The sequence below is a fragment of the Eilatimonas milleporae genome, assembly GCF_003688555.1.
In the GTDB taxonomy this organism is placed as follows: Bacteria; Pseudomonadota; Alphaproteobacteria; order Sphingomonadales; family Kordiimonadaceae; genus Eilatimonas; species Eilatimonas milleporae.
In genome coordinates, this window is record NZ_REFR01000011.1 from 414,297 (window position 1) to 437,163 (window position 22,867).

Genomic DNA, 22,867 nt, shown 5'->3' on the forward strand with positions numbered 1-22,867 from the left:
ATGCGCGGTTGCGGTCGGCCCGCAGTTTCAGATCTGCTATAACCAAAGGGCTTGAATTATAAGTTTCCGTAAAGTTGCGGTCGGCCCGCAGTTTCAGATCTGCTATAACCGCCACTGTTTTTGCAAATGTGCCCTTCAGTTGCGGTCGGCCCGCAGTTTCAGATCTGCTATAACCGATGTCGCCTCCGCCTCCGCCAGATTGCGCAGTTGCGGTCGGCCCGCAGTTTCAGATCTGCTATAACGCCTGCTCATGGGCATGGATCAGGACCGGAGTTGCGGTCGGCCCGCAGTTTCAGATCTGCTATAACCTCACCCGTCAAGGGGTCCGGCACGCTGTCGTTGCGGTCGGCCCGCAGTTTCAGATCTGCTATAACCACCGTTTTCGTGCGGGGGACGCGGTGGATAGTTGCGGTCGGCCCGCAGTTTCAGATCTGCTATAACGACCGCACAGGGCTTAAGCCTGTGGAAAAAGTTGCGGTCGGCCCGCAGTTTCAGATCTGCTATAACCGTGGCTTCGCGTCAAAATACATCACTGGTGTTGCGGTCGGCCCGCAGTTTCAGATCTGCTATAACAGAACCGTTCGTCCAAATTGCCGCGAAACTGTTGCGGTCGGCCCGCAGTTTCAGATCTGCTATAACCATCAGGCCCCTATCGTCCTGCCTGGCTCCGTTGCGGTCGGCCCGCAGTTTCAGATCTGCTATAACGCGGGATCGAGGCTTGAGCCCTGGAAAAGAGTTGCGGTCGGCCCGCAGTTTCAGATCTGCTATAACGGATGTCCGGATAATGCCATGAAATCCATCGGCTTTTTCCGGACATTTTTTGTCAAAAACGGGTCCATGGTCAAAAAAGGGTCAGTTGATCGGGCGGTTTTTCGGACGAATCCGGGGCCTTGCCGTAAAAGCTTTTGATGCTTTCATACTGCTTGTCGGTAAAGCTCAGGATTTTCACCTTGCCGGCTTCGGGCAGGGCGCGCTCGATCCGGCCGGCGATGGCGTCCACCTGTTCCTTGCCCTTGCAGTATCGCACATAGACCGAAAATTGCGACATCTCGAACCCCTCGTCCAGCAGGAAATGGCGGAAGCGCGCGGCCGCCTTGCGCTCCGGCTTTTCCGTGACCGGCAGGTCGAACATGACAAGCATCCACATGATCCGGTATCCGCTCAGATGCATGGCCGGGCCGCTCAGGCTGACACATCCGGGTTCAACAGCGCCGCCAGGTGCAGGTCGGTCGGCGCCTCCGGCAGGGCCAGCGTGCCGCCGTCGCCCTCATACACCCCGCCCAGCGACGCGGCCAGCCGGTGCAGCACCGTCATCAGCGGGCTGACCCCCTGCGGTGACGGCATGTCCCATGTGCTCAGCGCCGCCAGATGGCGCTTGGCCGTGGGCGACACATCCGTCTGCCCCTGTTTCATCAGCCCCTTGACGCTCAGGTCCACATAGGGCCGGAAGGGCTCCATCAGGTCGTCGGCCAGCGCCATGGCATTGGTGCGGTTGCCGTGGTGCAGGCCCAGCGTCGGGTGCAGGCCGGCGGCGGCGATGGCCCGCGCCGTCACCGCGCGCAGCACGGTGTAGCCGTAATTCAGCAGGGCGTTGGCCCCGTCCGCGCCCCGGTCGCGGCTGAAATCCGGCCCCATCATCAACGGCCAGTAGCGCCGCGCCGCCTGCGCCTCCACATTGTCCGGGTCGCCCGAACGCACCCTGGCCGCCAGCGCCGCCACCCCGGCATGCGGTGCGCCCGCCGCCCGCAGGGCCTGTGCCTGGGCGGCGATCTTGGCGCGGACGATCTGTTGCCACAGGCGTTTGTTGCGCGGCCGGCCGGCGCCGGCCTGGGCCGCCATGCGCCCGCCCTGTCCGTAATGCCCCGACAGTGGCCACAGCCAGCCGACCGGCCGGAACCGCTCGTCGCAGGGGATCAGCAGGGCGTTGCGGTCCGCCAGCGCACAGACCAGCCGGTTGGAATAGCGCGCCTGCCGTGCCGTGACGATCACGGCGGCGATATCGTCCAGCGGCACCCGCCCGGCCTCTCCGTCATCCGTTTCCACCACCAGGAAACCCCGCGCCACATGCAGATAGCGCTCCTCGCCGGCGATCTCGATGATGCGTCCCGGCATGGCGGCCCGCTCCCCTGTTCGCTTTTATCCGCTCTGCCCGGCCTGTTTCCCGGCCTGTTCCTTGGCCTGTCCCTCGGCCAGTTTCTCGGCCTGTTTCCGGCCCGCGCGGGCCGGAGCGAACGCGCCCGGATCGAACACCCGGCCGGTTTCGTCCACCCGCACCTGCCGGGCGCCCAGTTTCGCCAGCCCGCCCGCCGTGCGGCTGACATAGCGGAACGGGTCGTCCCGGTCGGCGTCGCGGGCCTTCAGCGCGCCGCCCTCGTGATGCGGCGCCAGCACCACGGTCTTGCCGGAAAATTTCACTACCCGCAGGATGGCGCGCCCGCCGTCCATGTCCACGGCGACCATGTCGTCCTTGTGCAGGCGCATCATCCGTTTGGCCGCCGGATGCGGCCGCCGGTCGGCATAACCCGGCTGGTTGACGGCGAATGTGGTCACGACCCGGCTGTCCCACCGCCCGTCCGGCAGGCGCCAGATGTCGATACAGTGGTTGGAATCCCCCTTGTACGCCTTGTAGGCGCGCCCATCTGCGTCCCGCACCGGCACCAGCGACGGGCCGGACAGGGTTTCCTCCACCCGCAGGCGGCGCACCCCGGCCGCGCGGCCCCAGGCGTCGCGCGCGGCGGCGAAGGCTTTTTTGTCCAGCCCCTCGGTCGCGGCTGTCAGCCCGGCGCGCAGGCGCGGGTCGCGGACGGCCGCCACATCGCCGGCGCCGGTAAAGGCATCCAGCGCTTTGCGCGTCACCACCGTCCACCGGTCCCCGGCCGCGTCATACCGCGCCAGACCGTAGGCCGTGTCATTGTGCAGCTTGTCGGTGGTGGCGCCTGTTCCCTTGCCAGAGCCCTTGCCAGAGCCTCGGCCCGCCCCTTTCGACAGGCCGTGGTCCGGTCGGTGGCTGACGGTCACGCGGTCCTTCAGCGCGTCCAGGTCCGCGCGAAAGGTCGGCCACGGTGTCGGCACCGTCTCCATCAGCGCGTCCAGCTGATGGGTTTCGGCCCGCGCGGCGGCGCGCGACATGCGCTGCAACAGCGACCGGTCCACCGCGCCGATCACCGCCGCGTCGATCAGATGGTGCCGGTGGTCCACGCGGGTTTTCAGATTGTGGTCGGACAGCAGGCTGTTCAGCCCCCATTTGCCGCGCAGCATCGCCACCAGGCTGCCCGGCGTCACCCACACCGCATCCGGGCCGCCGCCGCACACAACGCCCACATACTCCCGCGCGATGCGGGACAGATATTTGGTGTCGTTCAGATGCCGGGCCAGGAAACCGCCGCTTTCCTCGAATTTTTCCGCCGCGTCGGGCGCGAAACGGGCGCGTTTCGCCGGCGGCAGCGCCCGCGCCCGGCTGGCGATGTCCGGCCAATATTCTTTCTCACCAAAAGCGACGTGCGGTGTCATGTTGCCTTTCCGCCGGTTCCAGGTGCGCAGGCTGACGGTCTTGTTGGCCGGGCTGTCGTCCAGCGACCGGGAAAAGGGGATCAGATGCTCCACCTCCACCGCATCGGAAAACAGCCGGCTCAGGCCGATCACCTCGCCGGAAAAGACGCAGCGTCGGTCCAGCGGGTCTTTCGGGTTCAATTCCTCCCACAGGCGCATTTTCATGCGGTTGGCGCCGGTGTCGGCGATGCCGTGCTGCGCGAACGTCTCGCGGTAGCGGTCGTTGCGCGCCTGGCCCTCGCGCCGCTTGCGCTCCCAGTCGCGGCGCTGTTTTTCGTTCAGCTTCAACTCCCGCGCCACCTCGATGATGATTTCGGCCGGGCGGCCGTGGCGCCGGATCAGGCGGTTGACCAGCCGCCGCACCTGACCCAGCGCGATATGCACCGTCGGGTTGGCGATGCGGCCGAACCGTTTTTCCGGCGGGTCGTCCGCATCGCCGCTGCCGAAGGCCACGTGCCGGTCCAGCACCTCGCCGTAATAGGGCAGGGCGTCCCGGATCTCGCCGGTGCGGAAATCGCTGTGATGATAACCGGCCTGCGCCGCCGCCGTGGAATAGACATGCACGCCGGCTTCAAGCTCTGCTAGGATCCTGCGCGCCGCCGTCGGGCCCAGGCCGGCATGGCCGGCGGGCAGCAGGGTGCGCGCCACCGTGACGGCGCCGGCCGTCTCCAGCCCCCATGTGTCCGTCAGCCAGCGGATCAGCGCGGCCTCGTCCTGTTCGCGGTCCAGCCGCTCGACAATGGCGATCTGGTCGTCCAGCGGCAGGGCCGTCCACCCCTTGCCCCAGGCTTTCGCCGCTTTCAGCCTGGCCGCCGTTTCGTCCGGCTTCAGATAGTCGCGGTCGCCGCGCTCGAAATTCAGCGTGCTGCCCGGCGGCAGTTTCAGGCGCTTGCGGATCTGGTCGAAGGTCAGCTTGGTGCCGCCCAGCAGTTTGGCGGCGAAGATGTCGCGTTCCTCCAGGCTCAGCGCCCGTTCCGGCGCGTCCGGCGACTGAAGGCGCAGGGCGTTCAGCTCCTGGTAAATCCGCAGCCGCTGCGACAGCGGGTGGGCGCGCGGCAGGCGTTCCTCCTCGGTATGGAACGGGCAGCGCCCGCCCGACACCCGGCGCAAGGGCCGCTGGTAAAAAATCAGGTCGAACAGGGTCTCCTTCAACGCCGCACTCAGCAAGCCGGGGTGATGGGGGGCCTGCGCCGCCCACAGGGCGTTGAACTCGTCGATATACAGCGACCGGTCCGGATACATGTCATAACCGCTATCCCGTTTGCCGTCGCCCGCCGGCAGGTCCTGTGGGCGCGCGCGCACCCACTGCCCGCGTGCCTTGCGGGCGTGCAGATACGCGCCCAGCGTCCGCGCGCCGGTATCCGCCATGGCGTCGCGCAGGCGGCGCGTGCCGGCGCGGATCTTGCCGTCTTGCCCGTCGTCGCCGCCGTCGGTCTTGCGGTTGGATTTGAACCCCCGCCGCTGGTTGATGTGGAAAATCGCCCGCCCCAGTTCGTGCGGGTGCAATGGCCGGTCCAGCCCCTCGGCTCGCAGCCGGTAAGGGTCCAGGTCGGCCAGTTTTTTGCGTGTCCCCGTGTCCTCCGGCAGCAGACCGTGGTCGACGAGGGCCGCCAGCAGCCGGCCGCGCCGGTCCAGATAGCGGTCGCGCCGCCGCCGTGCCGACCGCGCCAGCCGCCGCGCCACCGCCAGCGAGGTTTTCGTCTTGGGGTCGCGCCCGGCCAGTTCCGACGTGGAAAACAGGCGCACGCCCCCGTCCACAAAGCCGGTGCCCCGGCCGTCGCCGTCCAGCGCGATCAGCGCCCAGCCGATGGAATTGGCCCCCAGGTCCAGGGCCAGGCGATAGTCCGGTTTTGTCTGCTGTATCTGCGGCATGTCCAAAAATCCCCCCTTGCGGCCGCGCCCCTCGCGCGAAAGCATACAGGGCGCGGCCTGGGGTTGCAATTCCCGGCCTTGGCAGATCTGAAACGCGGCTGGCCGCAACAGACACTTGTAACTCTTTGCAAGAGCTTAAATGTCAATTTGAATGATAGCAGCATGTATAAAAATATCTAGTGTCTAGGAAAAATTATTTGACATCGGAAGCGTGCAATCAGATGATGATGACGGCCTTCGGGCCACACCTTGGGCGGGAGAAAGGCCGGCCAGCCTCTTGCGCAGGGGCCGTCGGCGGGGTCCACACCCGCGTGCCGGTCTTTCTCTCCACCTCTTGACTTTATGGGGGAGCCACCTTGCCATTTCAATGGGGCTCGCTTATTATCATACCTGTCTAGCAGATCTGAAACTGCGGTCTGACCGTTAACAAGCTTTCAGAGCAACAGATAAGGGGTGGGCCACGGCCTGCCCTTTTTTACTGTCCCCTGTCTTTTTTTACTGTCCACGGCGCGCGGCCGGCCGGTCCGACGGTGGCGTCATATATGTGGCTGGTAAAGTGTCGCAGGATCGGCCAGCCTGCGACAATGAGGACCGGCGCGCGGTTTCGGATCTGCTATAACACCGGGACCAGAGGCCACGCTGCGGGGACCGGTTGCGGTCGGCCCGCAGTTTCAGATCTGCTATAACGAAGTCCACAAAGCGGTGCTTACGAAAGAAGTTGCAGTCGGCCCGCAGTTTCAGATCTGCTATAACAATTTCTGGCGTCGGTGTTGTCGCGTTCGCGTTGCGGTCGGCCCGCAGTTTCAGATCTGCTATAACCCAGCATCTGGTCGGCCCTCAACGCGTCGCGTTGCGGTCGGCCCGCAGTTTCAGATCTGCTATAACGCCCCATGGGCATATCCATCGGCGCGGCCTGTTGCGGTCGGCCCGCAGTTTCAGATCTGCTATAACCGGTGTCCTGCGCGGTGGTGTGCGACTGGAGTTGCGGTCGGCCCGCAGTTTCAGATCTGCTATAACATAACAGGGCGAATGAAGTCATAGAGGACAGTTGCGGTCGGCCCGCAGTTTCAGATCTGCTATAACTACCCTCTGAAATGCCAGCCGGACCCATGCGTTGCGGTCGGCCCGCAGTTTCAGATCTGCTATAACCACGCCTGAAAAAAATCCTTGAAGATCACAGTTGCGGTCGGCCCGCAGTTTCAGATCTGCTATAACCCATGGTCGCCATTCTCAATCGACAAAAAAGTTGCGGTCGGCCCGCAGTTTCAGATCTGCTATAACGCATACACCCAACTAAGCCCGACGGTGTGAGGTTGCGGTCGGCCCGCAGTTTCAGATCTGCTATAACGAAAGAGCTATCATCCGGTGACAGTCTCCAGTTGCGGTCGGCCCGCAGTTTCAGATCTGCTATAACAATGGAGAACCGACCGCGCGCCATACCAACGTTGCGGTCGGCCCGCAGTTTCAGATCTGCTATAACCCTTTCGCCCGCGTCTGCCACAGCCAGAAGTTGCGGTCGGCCCGCAGTTTCAGATCTGCTATAACTGGACACGCTGGCGCATGTGCGCCTGCAGGGTTGCGGTCGGCCCGCAGTTTCAGATCTGCTATAACTCGTCTCACCGCAACAAGCGCCGGCCTCCGGTTGCGGTCGGCCCGCAGTTTCAGATCTGCTATAACCTTGGTCTCGACAGATGCAACGGCTGGCTCGTTGCGGTCGGCCCGCAGTTTCAGATCTGCTATAACAGGTCAGGGTTGATTATGCCGATGCACTGTGTTGCGGTCGGCCCGCAGTTTCAGATCTGCTATAACGCCGGTCATGGTCAAGGCGCGGCTTTACGTCGTTGCGGTCGGCCCGCAGTTTCAGATCTGCTATAACTGATGTCCGGATAAGGCCATGAAATCCATCGGCTTTTTCCGGACATTTTTTGTCAAAAACGGGTCCATGGTGACAAAAGGGGCCTGTCGGTTGCTGGTTTTTTCCGCGAATCACGCGGATGCCCGGCCGGCTGTGGCATGCGCCGGCGGGGCAGGGGCATGATACCACATCCCCGTGCCGCGCGGGCCGGAAAACGGGCCGGCCGCCGTGCCCGTTCCCCTGTCCCGTCCCCATATCCGGTCTTCTGGGCTCAATACCCGGTCCGTCAGGCGCTGCGGATATCGGCGAGGAAACGCTCCGACCCGGTTTGCAGGGCGGTGACGGCGCGGGCCAGGTCCTGCGCCGCCGTGTCCAGGGCGTCGGCGCTGGCCATGGTGTGGGTGGCGGTTTCGTTGACGGCGGCGATCCGGTCGGCCACCTGCCGGGTCATGTCGGACGCTTTCTGGATCGTCCGGCTGATGTCGCCGGTGGCCGCCGACTGCTGCTCGGTCGCCGCCGCGATGGTGCCGGCAATCTCGCTCAACCCGCCGACGGTGCCGGAAATGTCCGAGACCACCGTCACCGTGGCGCCGGCATTGTCCTGGATGGACCGGACCTGCGATCCGATGTCGCCGGTGGCCTTCGCCGTCTGCTGGGCCAGCGATTTCACCTCCGACGCCACCACGGCGAAGCCCCTGCCGGCCTCGCCGGCGCGCGCGGCCTCGATCGTGGCGTTCAGGGCCAGAAGATTGGTCTGGTCGGCAATGTCGTGGATCAGGCCGACGACCTTGCCGATGGTCTCGGACGCGTCCCGCAGCGCCGTCATGGTGGCGGACGCATTGCCGGCCTGGGCCGAGGCGTCGGCGGTTTTCTCGGATGAGGTCCGGACCTGCCCGGCGATCTCCCGCACGGACGCCGACAGCTCTTCCGTCGCGGCCGCCACCGTCTGTACATTGTCGGTCGCCTGCGCGGCCGCGTCGGCGACCTCGGCCGCCAGGGACCGGTTGCGCCCGGCATGGGTTTTCAGCGTGCCGGCGGTCTCCGACACCCTGTCCAGGGCGGCGGTCAGGGCGGCGATCACCTCCATGACGCTGCCCTCGAAATTGGCGGCCATGTCGGCGCGCTGGCGCACACGGTCCTGTTTCATGGTCCGCATGCCCTCGACCGTGCGGTTGATCAGCGCGGCGCTGTCGCCGAAGCGGCCGGTCATGCCGTCGGTCAGGAACCGCCGGTAAAACCGCCCCTCGGATGCGGCGCCCAGCGCGGCGGTGGCCTCGCGCATATAGGCGTCCGTCAGGTCCAGCACGCGGTTTACCTCCGCCAGCACAGGCGACAGCGGCCCGTGCTTGTCCCAGTCGGTGATGCGGGCTTCCATATCGCCCACCTTGGCCCGGTTGGTCACATCCGCCAGCGCCTGAAAGGCGGCCTTGTAGCGGGCGTTTTCGGCCTTTGCCTCCGCCAGCTCGCGCTCCAGATCGGCGCGGGTGCCGGGGGCGTCCGCCCTGTTCAGGAATTTGTCGAACATGGCTCAGTCTCCCGTGTTCCAGATAAATGCGTCATAGTCCCGGCCCACGGCCGCCAGCTTTTCCCGGAGCAGGCCGTCGCTGGCCGTCAGGCCCGTCTTGGGATTGTCATGGCGCCTTTCCTCGGCCAGCAGGGCGTCGTACAGCGGCAGGATATCGGCAATGCCCCTGGCGCTGGGCACCCGGCGGTTGGAATGAAACCCGGTGATGGTGCCCGCCGCGTCCAGCGACGGGGTGACATGGGCGATCACCCAGTAATACCGGCCGGTCGCCGACATGTTCTTGACATAGGCGAAAATCTCCTTGCCCGCGCCGATGGTCTCCCACATCAGCTTGAAGACCGCGCGCGGCATGTCGGGATGACGGATGATGCTGTGCGGCTGGCCGATCACCGCGTCCGTCGACAGTTCCGACACCCGGCAGAACACATCGTTCACATACGTCACGCGGCCCCGCCTGTCGGTTTTCGAGACGATGATTTCATCGCGGGAAAAACGGATTTCCTCATCCCGTGGCGCGACGGTCTTGCGGATCGCCCGCATGACGGTCCCGGTGCGTTTGAAGGCGGGTGCCTGTGAAGCACGGGCGCCGGTCCGGGTGGCCGCGCCGTGTCCTGTTTCAGTCATATCTTTTGCCAGTCTTAATCTGTGGTGGCCAGTCTTGTCTTTGGCGGCCAGTCTTGTCTTTGATGATCGGTCTTGTCTTCAGCGGTTGTGTCGTTTATGCGGCCCTGTCGCCACACCGGCTTGCCGTGCACGGCCAGGGTCCGCGTCCTTCGGCGCGGTGGCTGCAATTTTCCGGATAGTGTTGGTTTTTACCGGGAAAAGGTTACCAAAAAAACAATTATTGGGCGTAATTGTATTGAGAAGTACGCAATATATGCGCACTTTGCAAACAGTCAGGTTGCGTTCTGATTTCGTTCTGGACAAATGGCCAAGTCACGACTGGGTTGTTTTCAGTCAACCGGTCTGCCTGTCGCGACTGCCCGCGCCGATGCCCGCCGCGAATACATGTCGGCCATCGGTTTCGTCTGCGGGTTGAAAATATTCTTTTCTTTAAGGGTGCTTGATTATTTTAAGTTGTGGCCCGGATGTGCGGTGCGGGTGCCGTCAGTGTTGCGCCCCGGCATGGGTGTTGCCAGGGGTGTTGCCAGGGGTGTTATCCGGTCCGGTGGTGCCGCTGCCGTCATGATCACCGGTCGCCTTGTGCCCGGTACCCCGTCATTTCCAGATAGCCGTCGCCGCTGTGGCTGCCCGTCAGTGTGACCGGGCCTTCCCAATAGGCGATGCGGGTGCCCATCCAGCTTTCCGGATTCAGGGCGCGGACGCGCACATCCAGTCCGCGCGCCGGCACGCTGACGGCCCACAGCGTCGGCACCCGCCGCCCGGCCACCATGGTGAAGGCCAGCGGGCGCAGGGCCGCCGTCTCGCGGTCCAGGGGGTGGGTGCCGCCGTCGGCGGCGATCCAGGTGCCCGATATGTAATCGCTGTCACGCCCGTCCTTGCCGCCGCTGTCTGCACCACCGGCGTCGTCACCCGCGTCGGCACCCCCGCCATCCTCGCCGTTTTCGTGGCGCAGGCGGAACAGCATCACCCGCGCCCCGTCCGCCAGCCGCAGGGAAAACCAATCCCATCCCGTCTGGTTGGCGGCCAGCGGCTGGCTGCTCCACTCCCGGTCCAGCCACGCCGTGCCCGTCACCGGTATGGTCCGGCCGTTCACATGCAGGCTGCCGCGCGCCGTCAGGAACGGCTGGCTGAAATAATAGGACGCCTGCCCGCCGTCCGATTTTTGGCTGTATCCCTGTTTTCCATGCAGGACGGGCGGCGCCGTGCTGTCCAGCGTCAGCCGGTAGCCGAACCCCGCCCCCCCGGCGCGCAGGGTATAGCGGTGTTTCCCGTCGCCCGCATATCCATCCGCATATCCGCCCGCATATCCATCCTCAGGCCCACCCTCAGGCCCGCCCTCAGGGCCGCCGGCACTGTCTTGCGCCCCGTCTGCCGTGTCCTTGCCGTGCCCGGCCAGCTGCCAGTCGTCGATCCAGGCGCCGAAGGGCCTTGCCGCCGCCCCGGCCTGGCCGATGCCGCCGCGCGCCAGCTTTTCGGCGAAAAACTGCCGCTCCGGCGTGGTCACGGCGGCATGGCCCATCCAGAAATGCGGACTGGCCCAGCCGCCCTCCGGCCCGTCCGTCCCCGCGCCTGCGCTGCCGGTTTTGTCGCCATGCCGTGGGGCGGGCGGGCGCGCCGCCTGGCGAAACAGGGTCCATTGCAGGCCGTACGGGTTGCCGTCCGGCCCGCTCAGATTGGCGGTCACATACCACCATTCAAGGCGAAAGGCCGGGTGCGGCCCGAAATCGCGCGGGAAGGCAAGGGCCCGGCCCGGCACCACGGGCGCGAAACCGTCCGCCCTGTCCCCCAGCCCGGCAAAGCCGCGCTCCTGCGCCGTGGCGGCCCCGCCCGCCGGCAGGTACCCTGTCGCCAGAGCCGCCATCATGGCCACAGCTGTCATCACGGCCCCGATCGGCAACGTTTTCAGGCCGGTCGAAACGACTTTTGACGCCATACGCGAAAGACGGTCAGCGTTCATCGGCAAACACCTTGGCCAGCCGGGCCGGCGGCATGCGCCGCAGGGCGGCGAGCGGCAGGGCGGCGGCCAGCCCCGCCGTCAGCGCGGCCACCGCCGCCATATCCAGCCATTTCATCGGGAACACATACAGCGGCAGCCGCCAGCCGAACGCCTCCACATTGACAAGGGCGACCAGACACCAGGCGACAAAGGTACCGAGCGGCACGGCCAGCCCGGCCGTCAGCAGGGCCAGCGCCAGGATTTTCGCCAGTTCCAGCCGCACCAGCGTCCGGCGCGGCACGCCCAGCGCCCATATGGGGGCGATCTGCGGCAGGCGCGCGCCCGTCAGCGTCATCAGCGCGGTCAGCAGGGCGATGCCGGCGACCCCCAGCGTCAGGGTTTTCAGCGCCACGGTGACGGTGAAGGTGCGCTCGAAAACGCCGTTTGAAAACCGTTTCAGGCGCGTCTGGTCGATCACCCGCCGGTCGTCCAGGGCGAAGCGGGTCTTCAGGGCGGCGATCACCCTGTCCGTTTGCTGCGTGCGCACGCCATACTGGGTGCGCCGGGCGTTTGGAAACCGCTGCGTCAGGGTGGCGGCGGCCACGCGGACCTGCCCGCGCGGGTTGCCGTAATCGGCGTAAATGCCGGCCACCGCCACCGTCCACGGCCCCGCCGGACTGTCCAGTGTGATATCGTCGCCGGCGCGGATGTCGAACCGCCGCGCCAGCTGTTCGCTGACCAGCGCGCCGGCCCCGTCGCGCACACGGTCCCAGGGGCCCTCCACCGCGTCCAGCAGGGTCCACAAATCGCGGTAGGTCGCATGGTCGCGGAACCCGTAAATATCGGCGGGCCAGCCCCGATAGGCCCCGGCGACGGACCAGTTGGGCAACACGGCGTCCACATCGGCGCGGGCCGCCAGCCAGGCGGCGATCCGGTCGCCTTCGCCGTTGTCGCGGGCGTCCACATAGACCTCCGTCACCAGCCGCTCGTCAAGAAAGACGGCAAAGGTCTTGCGGAAGCCGTCCACCATGGTGCCCACGCCGATATTGGTCGCCAGGGCCAGCAGCAGCGCCATCAGCGCCAGCGACAGCCCCGACAGCTGCTGGCGCATGTCGGCCCAGAACCACTGCGCCAGCGGCCGGCGCGCCAACGCCCCGCCCGCCGTCAGCATCAGCGACAACAGGCCGGGCAGGGCCAGCGCCGCGCCGAGCAGAACCCCGCCCATGACGGCGAAGCCGGCCACCAGTCCCGTGCCGTAGCGGTACACCGCCACCGCCGCCAGCAGCAGGGCGCCGGCGGCCAGCGTCTGAACCGTCAGGCGCCGCGCCTGCGCGTCGTGCCAGGCGCGCGGATGCGCCGCCGCCAGCAGGGGCAGCCGGTACACCCGCCACAGCGCGCCGGCCGATGCGGCCAGCGCGCCGGCCAGGCTCATCCCCAGGCCGGCCAGCCACCAGCTTGGGCGCACCCGCAGGCTGCCGTCCACCGCCGCGCCGTACAGGCCGCCGAGACTGCCGGCCACATCCGGCAGCAGCGCGGCCGCCAGCCCGTAGCCCAGCGCCACGCCGACGGCGCCGGCGGCCAGCGCAATGGTCAGCAGTTCGGTCAGCAGCAGGGCGGTCAGCCGCCGCGCCGACACCCCGCAGGCCCTCAGCGTACGGTATGTGGGCAGCCGCTGTTCGAACGCCAGGCCGATGGTGGCATGGACGATGAACAGCCCCACCAGAAAGGACAGCAGCCCGAACGCCGTCAGATTCAGGTGGAAACTGTCGGTCAGGCCGGAAATGTCCACCGTCACCGCCGGGTCCACACGCACCAGCGCCGCGCCCGGCAGCCCGGCCAGGATGCCCGCCAGACTGTCTTGCGCATTCAGATTATCTTGTGCATTCAGATCATCTTGCGCATTCAGACTGTCTTGCGCGGTATCCATCGCCGCGCCCCGCCGGTGCCCGCTGTCCGGGTCCAGTATCAGATAGGACAGGCGCCCCGGCTGCCCCAGCAGGGCCTGCGCCACGCCGATGTCGGCGATCAGCGTATCGCCGGCAATACCATCGCCGGCGGCAATCGGCGGCAGGGGGTGGTCTTTGGGCCCCACGGGCCGCCCGGTGCCGGCGGCCAGCGCCCGTGCCGTGGCCGGGGCGGCATACAGCAGGCCCGGCCGACTGACGAAGCGCAGAAAGTCGTCCCCATACGCGGCGACGGCGTCGAATCCCTGTCCTCCCGGAAGTCTTTGGCTGTCCGGCAGGCTCAGCGGGTCGATGCCGACAAGGGTGTAGGATCTGCCGTCCACCGTCAGCCGGCCTTCCAGCACCGGCGCGACAGCCCATCCCGCCCGGCGCAACCGGGCAAAGACCGCATCCGTGACCGTGCCGCCGTCCGGCGGTGCCAGCACGGGCACCCGGCTTCTGGAAAAACTGTCCTCGGCCGCGCGGTAACTGGCACGGGCGTGCGTGTTCAGCGCCTGCACGCCGCTCCACAGCGCCGTGGCGGCGGCCAGCCCGACAATCAGCGCCGCCAGCTGCACCTTGTGGCGGCGCCAGTGGCCGGCCAGCGCACCGGCAATGGCGGCGGTGCCGGTCACTGTGACCGCTCCCCATCCGGTCGTTCCCCATCCAGCCGCCCGCCGCTCAGCCGTCCCCCGCTCAGTCTCAGGGTCCGGTCCATGGCGCCAGCCAGGCGGTCGCTGTGGGTGACCACCAGCAGGGCGCAGCCGGTCTCGCGCACCAGCTCCAGCGACAGGGCCATGACGCTGTCGCTGGTGGCCTCGTCCAGGTTGCCGGTGGGCTCGTCCGCCAGCACCAGCGACGGCCGCGCCGCGAAGGTGCGGCCGATGGCCACCCGCTGCTGCTGGCCGCCCGACAGATGTTCGGGATAGCGGTCCATCAGTCCGCCCAGGTCCAGCCGCCCGGTCAGACGGTCCAGCCAGTCCCGGTCCAGCCGTCCGGCCAGCCGCGCCTGAAAGGACAGATTGTCCCGCACCGTCAGGCTGGGGATCAGGTTGAACTGCTGGAAAATCAGCCCCACCCTGTCCCGGCGCAGGGCGGCGCGGGCGCTGTCGTCCATGGCGCTCACATTGTCGCCGTCCACGCTGACGGTGCCGCCGTCGGCACTGTCCAGGCCCGCCACAACATGCAGGAAGGTGCTTTTGCCGCAGCCGGACTCGCCCATCAGCGCCAGGCTCTGCCCGGCGGGCAGATGCATCGACACCCCGTCCAGCACCCGCAGGGGGCCCTGCGGCGTGTCATAGCGTTTTCTCAGATCGTTTACATCCAGCATCGCATCGGGCCCGGTCCGGAAAGATGGTCGCACATTATCTGTGCGGCGCGGTCACGCATTTCAAGGATCATGATGTACGCCCGGATCGCGCTGCCGGATTGTTTTCTTTGCGAATAGCCAAATCATAATGATTAAAATATTAATGGAATTGAACCCTTTACCCCCTGCGTGTTTCAGTGCGCCCCGGCGCGGGCCGCCATATGGACGGGCCCGCATGATGTGCATGGTGTGCATGGCATTGGGGGGTGTGCAATGGGACGCGCGATGGGTCCGGGTGTCGCGGCGGCGCTGCTGACGGTTTGGGGTGTGACGGCGGGGTCACTGTTTTTCGCGGGCGCCATGCCGCCTTCCATGGCGGACACAAAGGGCGCAAGGCCCTCCGCCGTTTTGCCTGCGGCGTCCCTGTCACGGGCGGCGCCGGCCGCCACCCCCGGCGATACGGACCCCGACCGGCCGCCAGGCATGCCGTCGGCCCCCGATGCCGACACCGGGTCTGATACCGATACCGGCCCTGTTGATCCCGCGAGCCCTGCCCCTGATATCCCCGAAACTGACACCCCCGAAACTGACACCCCTGAAGCTGAAACTCCTGACACGGGCACTTCTGGCATCGCTGACGCGGCCGCCACCGTCTGGGAGGGGGACGCGGAACGCGGCGAACAGCTGGCGCGGCCGTGTTTCGTCTGTCACACGGCCTGGCCGGGCGCGGGCAATGCCATCGGCCCCAACCTGTACGGCGTCGTCGGGCGCCCGGTGGCGTCGTTGCGCTATTTCCATTACAGCGAACGCCTGATGCGCCGTGGCGGCCTGTGGACGCCCGCGCGGCTCGACGCCTTCATCGCCGAGCGTAAGGCCTTCGACCAGGGCAGCCACATGGCCTTTCTGCCGTTTCAGAGAAACGCGCGGGACAGGCGCGACCTGATCGCATGGCTGACCACGCTGCGCCGGCCGTCCGGTGGCCCCAGGCCGGTGCTGCGCGACAACCCGCCCCCGGAATAGGGCCGGAATAGGGCCCGTTCCCCGAACACCGGCGCCCCGCCATGCAGTTTGAGCCATCCGGACTCCTCCAGGATGCGCACCTGATACGGCCCCGATGTGTCCCGCATTGCTTTTTGCGCTCCATTGACTTTCGCCCCCTCCATTGACTTTCGCATTCAGGCATGACACAAGCTGGCCCGCATGGTGCTTTGGATACATCCATTTGCACTGCCCCTGGCGGCCTGGCCGCGTCGATTGAGAGCCCTTGTTACAGTCACGGCTCCCTCCGCCCTCCGCCAGGGACATTACTTGAGAGATTCACTGACAGGCCCGGGAACGCGGGGCTTTTCAAACATATGATACGGGATGGGTTTGTGCCGGCCTGACAAGGGGCCGGGGCGGACCGCGCGTCCCTTTGATGCGAAAGACACAATATTCGTGACACAGTTTAGTGACCTGGGCCTTGCGCCCGATCTTCTGACCGGCCTGGAGACGGCCGGCTACACCACGCCGTCGCCCATTCAGGCGCGCGTCATTCCCGCCGCCCTCGACGGGCGCGACATCATGGGCATCGCCCAGACCGGCACCGGCAAGACGGCGGCCTTCGCGCTGCCCATTCTGGACCGTCTGATGGGTCTGCCGCGCCGCGCCGGGCCGGCGGCCTGCCGCGCCCTGATCCTGGCGCCGACCCGCGAACTGGTAACCCAGATCGCCGAAAGCATCCGCAAATATGCCGGCAGCCGGCGCCTGTCCGTCACCGTCATCGTCGGCGGAGTCAAATACGGCCCGCAGATCCGCATGCTGTCGCGCGGCAGCGACATCATCGTCGCCACGCCCGGCCGCCTGCTGGACCACATGTCCTCCGGCACCTGCCGGCTGGACGAGACCGAGATGTTCGTTTTGGACGAGGCCGACCACATGCTCGACCTTGGCTTCGTCAAGCCGATCCGGCGGATCGTCGCCGCCCTGCCGTCGGCGCGTCAGTCCATGTTCTTTTCCGCCACCATGGCAGGGCCGATCAAGGGCCTGGCCGACAGCATGCTGGACCGTCCCCATTTCGCCGAGGTGACGCCCCAGGCCACCACGGTCGAGCGTATCGACCAGCAGGTGATCCTGATCGAGGGCACGCGCAAGCGCGACGCGCTGGAAAGCCTCCTCCGGGCCGAACCGGTGGACAGCGCGCTGGTCTTCGTCCGCACCAAGCGCGGCGCCGACCGTCTGGCCGAACGGCTGACCAGGGCCGGGTTCGAGGCCGTCGCCATCCACGGCGACAAGAAACAGTCGCACCGCGACCAGGCCCTGCGCCGGTTCAAGGCGGGCAAGGCGCTGTTGCTGGTGGCCACCGACATCGCCGCGCGCGGCATCGACATTTCCAGCGTGACCCATGTCTTCAACTATGACCTGCCGCAGGTGGCGGATGCCTATGTCCACCGCATCGGTCGCACGGCGCGGGCCGGGCGCGACGGCGTGGCCGTGACATTCTGCGACGACAGCGAACGCGACCTGTTGCGCGCGGTGGAAAAACTGATCCGCCGCAAGCTGCCGATGGAAGACATGCGCCTGGAGACGACCCGCAAGGCGGCGCGTTCGGGCAAAAGCCCCCGTGGCCAAGCCAACGGCGCGCGCGGCAACGGAGCGCGCGGCAACGGGCAAACCCGGTCGCAAACCCGGTCCCAACACCGCAAGGGCGGCCCCAGGACGGATGCCGACACCCGCCGCGACACCCGCCGCGACACCGGCCGCGATGGCGACCGCGTCGCCCGCAGCGATCAGAGCGGCCGGGCCGATCAGGCCGCCCGCTCCGGGCAGGACCGCGCCGCCACTCGGAACCGCCACACCGACAGGAATGGCCAGGCAAGTCACAATGGTCAGGCAAGTCACACTGGTCAGGCCAGGCGGACCCGTGCCGACGGCCGCGATCACGCGGACACGCAGCGGCGCGATGACGGACAGCGGCGCCCGGCCGGCCGCAAGGGCGGGCGTGGCGGCAAACCGGCCCGTCACGACCCCCGCCACGACCATGGCCCGCAGGCAACCGGGGGCGATGCCAAACCCCGGCGCGACCGGTCCGGCCACGGCAAGCCGCATCGCACCAAATCCAGTGAGGCCGCGCACCGGCCGTCGCGGCAGGACCGTGACCGGGGCGGCAAGGGCGCGGGCGGCGACCAGGCCGGCGGCGGCCGCGACCGCCGGGCGGCCTGAGTGCGGATCTGAGTGGGGGATTTGGGCGCGGACCCGAGTGCGTGGCCCGGACCCCGGACACTCCTATCGGCGTGGCCCGGATCAAAGCCGGCCCGACCAAACCAGATCCGGCCAAACCAGATCCGGCCAAACCGGACCCGATCAAACCTGAGCTGGCCAAACCTGAGCTGACCGGCATGGGCTAACCGGCATATGCCGCGCGATAGTTCCCACGCGGAGTCGCGCGGCCAAGCGCCTTGTCCGAATCTTTGCGGCCAGGCTCTTCTTGGCGGGCAGGGTCTCCTTTGCCGGCAGGCTCTGGCGCAGGGGCCTTCCGTCTCTCGCCTGACCCGGCCGGTCGGTCCATCCTGTCCCATCACCCGGCGATCCCGTATCATTTGGCGCGGTCCAGTGGGCGCGCCGCCGCCCTGTCCGGCGCCGCTGCTGGGACATTGTGCCGCGCTCTCAGGCCCGTGTGCGTCTTTTCGCTGGACGGGCGGGCGCGGGCGCCTAAACTCACGCCCTGAGGAGAGACAACCGAGTTCCAAGGGGAGAGTGAGCATGCATCTCGACTACAGTGCCGGGGACCACGCATTCCGCGATGAGGTCCGCGCCTTTCTCAAAGACAATCTGCCGTCCGCCATCGCCGCCAAGATGAAGGGCGGGCAAATGCTGTCCAAGCAGGATTTCCTGGACTGGCAGGCCAAGCTGCTGGCGCGCGGCTGGCTGGCCCACAGCTGGCCGGAGGAATATGGCGGCTCCGGCTTCACCCCGTTCCAGAAGCATATTTTCGAGGAGGAGTGCGTCAATGCCGGGGCGCCGGAACTGCCGCCCTTCGGCCTCAACATGCTCGGCCCGGTGCTGATCAAGTTCGGCAGCGACGAACAGAAGGCCCATTATCTGCCGCGCATCCTCGACGGCACCGACTGGTGGTGCCAGGGCTATTCCGAGCCCGGCGCCGGCTCGGACCTGGCCAGCCTGAAAACCCGTGCCGTGCGCGACGGCGACCATTATGTGGTCAACGGCCAGAAAACCTGGACCACCCTCGGTCAGTATGCCGACTGGATTTTCTGCCTCGTGCGCACCAGCACCGAGGGCAAACCGCAGGAGGGCATTTCCTTCCTGCTGATCGATCTGGACACGCCCGGCGTGACCATGCGGCCCATCATCACCATCGAAGGCGACCATGAGGTGAACGAGGTCTTCTTCGACGATGTGCGCGTGCCCGCCGCCAATCTGGTCGGCGTGGAGAACAAGGGCTGGACCTGCGCCAAATATCTGCTGACGCATGAGCGCACCGGCATCGCCGGCGTCGCCTATGCCAAGGCCGCACTGGCCAAGCTGAAGCGCGTCGCCGGCGAGACCGAGGACGAGGACGGCCCCCTCATCGACGATCCCCATTTCGCCGCCCGCATGGCGTCGGTGGAAATCGACCTGATGGCGATGGAACTGACCAATCTGCGCGTGGTCAGCCAGGCCCAGGACGGCGGCGTGCCGGGGCCGGAAAGCTCCATGCTGAAAATCAAGGGCACGCAGATCCGCCAGGAACTGAGCGACCTGCTGCGCCGCGCCGTCGGCCCCTACGCCCTGCCGTTCACGCCGGAAGTGCTGGAGGACGGCTCGAACGAGGCGCCCGTCGGCCCCGATTACGCCACGCCGCTGGCCGGTCAGTATTTCAACCGGCGCAAATATTCCATCTATGGCGGGTCGAACGAAATTCAGCGCAACATCATCTCGAAAATGGTGCTGGGCCTGTAGGCGGATTTGTCCCCGAAACCGTTATCCCGGGGCCGTGAATGCCGGGGGGTGAGGGTGGTGTGTCACCGTCCTTCCCCCGTCCCCGTCCGGCCCCGTCCCCGTTCACGCGCGGCACCGCATGCCTCCCCGGTCCGGCGCCGCGCCTATTTTAAGAGAGACCTGTCATGGACTTTACCCTGTCTGAGGATCATCGCCTGCTGAAGGACATGATCGCCCGCTTCGTGCGCGAAAAATACGACTTTGAAACCCGCGACAAAATCTACAAATCCGATCTCGGCTACAGCAGGGACCACTGGGCGCAGATGGCCGAGCTCGGCCTCATCGGCGCGGTGTTGCCGGAACGGGTCGGCGGTTTCGGCGGCACGCCCATCGACATCATGGTGGTGATGGAGGAACTGGGCCGCGGCATCGTCATCGAACCCTTTGTCGCCACCGCCATTCTCGGCGCCGGACTGCTGGCGGACGAGCGCGCCGGCGGCGCCGGTCCCGGCCTGCTGGACGACGTGATCGCCGGCGGCCGCCTGCTGGCCTTTGCCCATTATGAGCCGGGCGCCCGCTACAACGCCGCGCGCATCGCCGCCAGCCTGGCCGCCGACGGCGACGGCTACCGCCTGACCGGCGCGAAATCCGTCGTCATCAATGGCGGCGAGGCCGACACGCTGATCGTCTCGGCCCGCCTGCCGGACGGCGGTACCGCGCTGGTGCTGGTGCCCGGCGACGGTGACGGGGTCGCCCGCCGCGCCTATCCCACCGTCGACGGGTCGCGCGGGGCCGAAATCACCTTTGAAAATGTCGCCGTGCCCGCCGACCATGTGCTGATGACCGGCGGCGCGGCCGATGACGCCATCGGCGAGACGCTGGCGCGCGGCGCCTTCGCCCTGTCGGCCGAGGCCCTGGGCGCGATGGAAAACGCCCGTGACGCCACGCTGGACTATCTGCGCACCCGCACCCAGTTCGGCGTGCCCATCGGCAAGTTTCAGGCGTTGCAGCACCGCATGGTCGATGTCTGTACGGAAATCGAGCAGGCGCGCTCCATCGTGCTGACGGCCACCACCGCCTTCGGCAAACCGGCGGGCGAGCGTGACCGCCTGATCAGCGCCGCCAAGTCGCTTGTCGGCAGGGTCGGCCGCCTGGTCGCGGAAGAGGCGGTGCAGATGCATGGCGGCATCGGCGTCACCTGGGAATATTCCGTCGCCCATGTGGCCAAGCGGCTGGTGATGATCGACCATTATTTCGGTGACACCGACTATCACTTGAAACGCTTCACCAAACTGTCCCGCGCCGCCTGACGGGCCGGTTTGCCAGACGGGCCGGTTTGCCTGACGGGCCGGTTTGCCAGACGGGCCGGTTTGCCAGACGGGCCGGTTTGACAGACGGGCCGGTTTGACAGGCGGGCCGGTTTGACAGGCGGGCCTGTCAGGCTGCCTGAAACAAGGGCCTGATCAAACAATGACCTGAAGCACACTCACCGGATTGTCATCTGGAACGACTTTCCGGTGAGTGTGTATCCACTCAAATCGTCTGGCCCGACTTTTATTCCAGGTCTCGGATCTCTTTCTTTGAGGTCATTGTCTTGTGTTGGGTCTTGTGCGGGGTCTTGTGCGGGCGGTGGCTTCCCGCGCGCGTATTGGCGCGGCGTTGAAAAGGCCCGGGCCCCCGCGCGGTCCTCCGGCAGTGACGGGCTTTGCTGCCGGTTGCCGCCGGCTCTCCGGCCCTCAGAAGGAAAAGGTCACATCGGTGTAGAGATAGGTGGTGTCGCCGAACCCGGTCGCCCCCGGCGCCCGCCGGGCGAAGCCGCCGTCGACAAGATGGGCGAAGCCGGTCTCCACCATCAGGTTGCCGGGAAAGGGGCGCCAGCGCAGGCGGCCCTGTATCTGATGCCCGAGAAAGGTCCCCGACCGGCCTTGCCGGTCCTGAAGGTCCGCCGGGCCCCACTCATCGCGCCGTTCGTCCAGCCAGAAGGCGCGGTAGCCGACGAAACCGTCCAGCCGCCGGCTCGGCGCGATGCTCAGGCGGATGCCGGGGCCGGTGATGTTGCTGCGGTTGAAGGCGCCGTAGGTGCCGGTCGGGCCGAACTCCGGCCGGCGCGGGCCGAACAGGCTGTCGAACCGGTTGCTGTTGCCGTCTTCGGGGTCCCGGTCGCCGCTGGCATGGTCATATTGCAGCATCAGCCGCGTTTGCCAGCCGTCGCCGAAGCTGTAGCCGATTTCGCCGTGAACATAATGGGCGCTGTGATCCAGGTCGCGGCGGTCTTGCGGGTCGTCGCTCGCGCGTTGCTCGCCGAACTGGACGGCGCCGTGCAGTTCATAGTCCACATGGCGGCCCGCATGCGGACGCCACAGGCGCAGGCTGGCGGTGTACAGCTGGCGGTTCTCTGTCTGCCTGTGCGCCTTGTCGGGCGCGCCGTCGCGCTCATGCAGGCCGAAGACGGCCAGCTCATAGTGGGCGTGCCGGCTGACGGTCGGGTCGGTCAGCGCCAGGCCCCAGAATTGCAGGTCCAAGCTCTCGCGGTCGAAAACGATGTCATTGTCCAGCAGGCGCTCGGGCGCGTCCGGCCGGATGATGACGGGCAGGGTGTAAAAGCCGTGCACGCGGCGGCCGCCACGGCCCCGCCACAAGATGTCCAGGCCGGTGAAATTCTGGATGGTGTTGCGGAAAACCTGCCGTCCGACAAAACGCCGGCGGCCGATGCCGAGGGTCTGGCGCCCCAGCGTCAACCGCGTCCGCCCGCCCAGGCCGAACAGATCGTCCGCCGTATAGCGCAGATTGGCCTGCAACAGGGCCAGCGCATTGACATTGGTGGTCTCCAGCGGTGTGCTGCCGTCGGCCAGCGCCTGGCGCGCGTCCTCGATTTCGGCGGTCAGGCTGAAGCGTTTGCCCAGGCGCACATCCGCCCGCAGCAGGGTGACAAAGGCCATGGAATGGTCGCCGTCGCCGAAACCGGGCCGGAACTGGCCGTCCAGCATCTGGAAGCGCGTGCGGTGGCTGCCGCTCAGGCTCAGCCGCTCCGGCCCTTGCACGGTATCGTCCGGCCGTTGGGGCCGGCTTTCGTCAAACGGGGCCGTCTGCGCCCGGACGGGGCCTGTCCCTGCCCAGAGGATTGCCCAGAGGATTGCCCAGAGGACGCCCCAGAGAAACATCCGGAGGATTGTCCGGAAGGTCGCCAAAAGGAGTGTCGGCAGGACCGCGACCATGCCCCCTGAAAGGGCTGTCCGCACGCCGGGCCGTGTGCGCTGCCGGACCGCCTGCGCCCCAATCTGTCGAGCCCCAGTCTGTCGCGCCCCAGTCTGTCGCGCCCCAATCTGTCGCGCACCGG

The 22,867-nt window shown here is 66.9% G+C and carries 13 protein-coding genes and 2 CRISPR repeat arrays (1 of these 15 running past the window's edge); of the genes, 4 read left to right on the plus strand and 9 right to left on the minus strand.

The window, feature by feature from the left end; translation table 11 throughout:
• Nucleotides 1-771: a CRISPR direct-repeat array (repeat unit 36 nt; unit sequence GTTGCGGTCGGCCCGCAGTTTCAGATCTGCTATAAC) (it extends 323 nt beyond the left edge of the window).
• 70 nt (nucleotides 772-841) lie between these two features.
• The 8 genes from cas2 to BXY39_RS10075 all read right to left on the minus strand — a co-directional run bounded on the left by cas2 (nucleotide 842) and on the right by BXY39_RS10075 (nucleotide 14,634).
• Entirely contained in the window at nucleotides 842-1,147 is a 306-nt protein-coding gene (gene cas2 / locus BXY39_RS10040) for a CRISPR-associated endonuclease Cas2 (protein ID WP_121938985.1), read from the minus strand.
• Nucleotides 1,148-1,182: 35 nt separating this feature from the next.
• Nucleotides 1,183-2,112, minus strand: a complete 930-nt coding sequence (gene cas1 / locus BXY39_RS10045) for a type II CRISPR-associated endonuclease Cas1 (protein WP_121938713.1) — start codon at nucleotides 2,110-2,112, stop codon at nucleotides 1,183-1,185.
• Nucleotides 2,113-2,136: 24 nt separating this feature from the next.
• Nucleotides 2,137-5,421 carry a type II CRISPR RNA-guided endonuclease Cas9 gene (gene cas9, locus BXY39_RS10050; RefSeq protein ID WP_170163748.1) on the minus strand — a complete coding sequence of 1,095 codons (3,285 nt, stop codon included), beginning with the start codon at nucleotides 5,419-5,421 and terminating at the stop codon, nucleotides 2,137-2,139.
• A 651-nt stretch (nucleotides 5,422-6,072) separates the two neighbouring features.
• Nucleotides 6,073-7,297: direct repeats of the CRISPR family, unit length 36 nt; unit sequence GTTGCGGTCGGCCCGCAGTTTCAGATCTGCTATAAC.
• Nucleotides 7,298-7,562: 265 nt separating this feature from the next.
• Nucleotides 7,563-8,801 carry a methyl-accepting chemotaxis protein gene (locus BXY39_RS10055; protein WP_121938715.1) on the minus strand — a complete coding sequence of 413 codons (1,239 nt, stop codon included), beginning with the start codon at nucleotides 8,799-8,801 and terminating at the stop codon, nucleotides 7,563-7,565.
• 3 nt (nucleotides 8,802-8,804) lie between these two features.
• Nucleotides 8,805-9,425 carry a PAS domain-containing protein gene (locus tag BXY39_RS10060; RefSeq protein WP_245999036.1) on the minus strand — a complete coding sequence of 207 codons (621 nt, stop codon included), beginning with the start codon at nucleotides 9,423-9,425 and terminating at the stop codon, nucleotides 8,805-8,807.
• 565 nt (nucleotides 9,426-9,990) lie between these two features.
• Nucleotides 9,991-11,382: a lipocalin-like domain-containing protein gene (locus BXY39_RS10065; RefSeq protein WP_211332177.1), complete on the minus strand. Its 1,392-nt coding sequence runs from the start codon at nucleotides 11,380-11,382 to the stop codon at nucleotides 9,991-9,993.
• Entirely contained in the window at nucleotides 11,372-13,939 is a 2,568-nt protein-coding gene (locus tag BXY39_RS10070; protein ID WP_121938716.1) for an FtsX-like permease family protein, read from the minus strand. Before BXY39_RS10070 ends, BXY39_RS10065 begins: the two co-directional genes overlap by 11 nt.
• Nucleotides 13,936-14,634 carry an ABC transporter ATP-binding protein gene (locus tag BXY39_RS10075; RefSeq protein WP_121938717.1) on the minus strand — a complete coding sequence of 233 codons (699 nt, stop codon included), beginning with the start codon at nucleotides 14,632-14,634 and terminating at the stop codon, nucleotides 13,936-13,938. The genes BXY39_RS10070 and BXY39_RS10075 overlap by 4 nt, the downstream gene beginning before the upstream one ends.
• A 252-nt stretch (nucleotides 14,635-14,886) precedes the next feature.
• On the opposite strand from BXY39_RS10075, the gene BXY39_RS10080 reads away from it, so the two are divergent.
• From BXY39_RS10080 to BXY39_RS10095, 4 genes are all read left to right on the plus strand, one after another.
• Nucleotides 14,887-15,633 (plus strand): c-type cytochrome, encoded by a 747-nt coding sequence (locus BXY39_RS10080; RefSeq protein ID WP_121938718.1) that lies wholly within the window; start codon nucleotides 14,887-14,889, stop codon nucleotides 15,631-15,633.
• 417 nt (nucleotides 15,634-16,050) lie between these two features.
• A complete protein-coding gene (locus tag BXY39_RS10085) occupies nucleotides 16,051-17,814 on the plus strand; it encodes a DEAD/DEAH box helicase (RefSeq protein WP_211332179.1) in 1,764 nt (587 codons plus the stop codon).
• A 540-nt stretch (nucleotides 17,815-18,354) separates the two neighbouring features.
• Complete coding sequence (locus BXY39_RS10090; protein ID WP_121938720.1) at nucleotides 18,355-19,551, plus strand: acyl-CoA dehydrogenase family protein; 1,197 nt, start codon at nucleotides 18,355-18,357, stop codon at nucleotides 19,549-19,551.
• Between the two features lie 164 nt (nucleotides 19,552-19,715).
• Nucleotides 19,716-20,840: an acyl-CoA dehydrogenase family protein gene (locus BXY39_RS10095; protein ID WP_121938721.1), complete on the plus strand. Its 1,125-nt coding sequence runs from the start codon at nucleotides 19,716-19,718 to the stop codon at nucleotides 20,838-20,840.
• A 426-nt stretch (nucleotides 20,841-21,266) separates the two neighbouring features.
• On the opposite strand, the gene BXY39_RS10105 is transcribed toward BXY39_RS10095, so the two are convergent.
• On the minus strand, nucleotides 21,267-22,691 hold the full coding sequence (locus tag BXY39_RS10105; protein ID WP_170163749.1) for an alginate export family protein: 1,425 nt from the start codon (nucleotides 22,689-22,691) through the stop codon (nucleotides 21,267-21,269).
• Nucleotides 22,692-22,867 lie beyond the last annotated feature (176 nt).

Coding starts and splice junctions, on each gene's coding strand:
- cas2 (WP_121938985.1), bottom strand. CDS start 1,147: ATGTGGATGCTTGTCATGTTCGACCTGCCGGTCACGGAAAAGCCGGAG.
- cas1 (WP_121938713.1), bottom strand. CDS start 2,112: ATGCCGGGACGCATCATCGAGATCGCCGGCGAGGAGCGCTATCTGCAT.
- cas9 (WP_170163748.1), bottom strand. CDS start 5,421: ATGCCGCAGATACAGCAGACAAAACCGGACTATCGCCTGGCCCTGGAC.
- BXY39_RS10055 (WP_121938715.1), bottom strand. CDS start 8,801: ATGTTCGACAAATTCCTGAACAGGGCGGACGCCCCCGGCACCCGCGCC.
- BXY39_RS10060 (WP_245999036.1), bottom strand. CDS start 9,425: ATGACTGAAACAGGACACGGCGCGGCCACCCGGACCGGCGCCCGTGCT.
- BXY39_RS10065 (WP_211332177.1), bottom strand. CDS start 11,382: ATGAACGCTGACCGTCTTTCGCGTATGGCGTCAAAAGTCGTTTCGACC.
- BXY39_RS10075 (WP_121938717.1), bottom strand. CDS start 14,634: ATGCTGGATGTAAACGATCTGAGAAAACGCTATGACACGCCGCAGGGC.
- BXY39_RS10080 (WP_121938718.1), top strand. CDS start 14,887: ATGGGACGCGCGATGGGTCCGGGTGTCGCGGCGGCGCTGCTGACGGTT.
- BXY39_RS10090 (WP_121938720.1), top strand. CDS start 18,355: ATGCATCTCGACTACAGTGCCGGGGACCACGCATTCCGCGATGAGGTC.
- BXY39_RS10095 (WP_121938721.1), top strand. CDS start 19,716: ATGGACTTTACCCTGTCTGAGGATCATCGCCTGCTGAAGGACATGATC.
- BXY39_RS10105 (WP_170163749.1), bottom strand. CDS start 22,691: ATGTTTCTCTGGGGCGTCCTCTGGGCAATCCTCTGGGCAATCCTCTGG.